Source organism: Vreelandella zhanjiangensis DSM 21076 (assembly GCF_000377665.1).
GTDB lineage: Bacteria > Pseudomonadota > Gammaproteobacteria > Pseudomonadales > Halomonadaceae > Vreelandella > Vreelandella zhanjiangensis.
Genome location: NZ_KB898655.1, coordinates 1 through 299, shown reverse-complemented (window position 1 = coordinate 299; position 299 = coordinate 1). Strand labels below are relative to the sequence as shown.

Sequence of the window (299 nt, the reverse complement as noted above, 5' to 3'; positions counted from 1 at the left end):
GATGCAGACGCCGATGCAGATGCAGACGCCGATGCAGACGCCGATGCAGATGCTGATGGTGACGCCGATGCAGATGCAGACGCCGATGCAGATGCAGATGCAGATGCTGATGGTGATGCAGACGCCGATGCAGATGCGGATGCTGATGGAGATGTTACTGCTCCGATAGCTCCTGCGCTCGCATTAGCAAATGACACTGGCGCGGATGACAGCGACGGTATTACCAGCGATGGCACGGTTAATGTGGGTAACCTCGAGCCTGGCGCCACGTGGGAGTACTCCCTCGATGGTGGCGATAC

General features: G+C 58.2%; 1 protein-coding gene. It reads left to right on the top strand.

Going from position 1 to position 299, the window contains the following annotated elements; all coding sequences use genetic code 11:
• Nucleotides 1-299, top strand: a 299-nt coding sequence (locus D467_RS19945; protein ID WP_208596498.1) for a hypothetical protein, incomplete at both ends; no start/stop codon positions are given.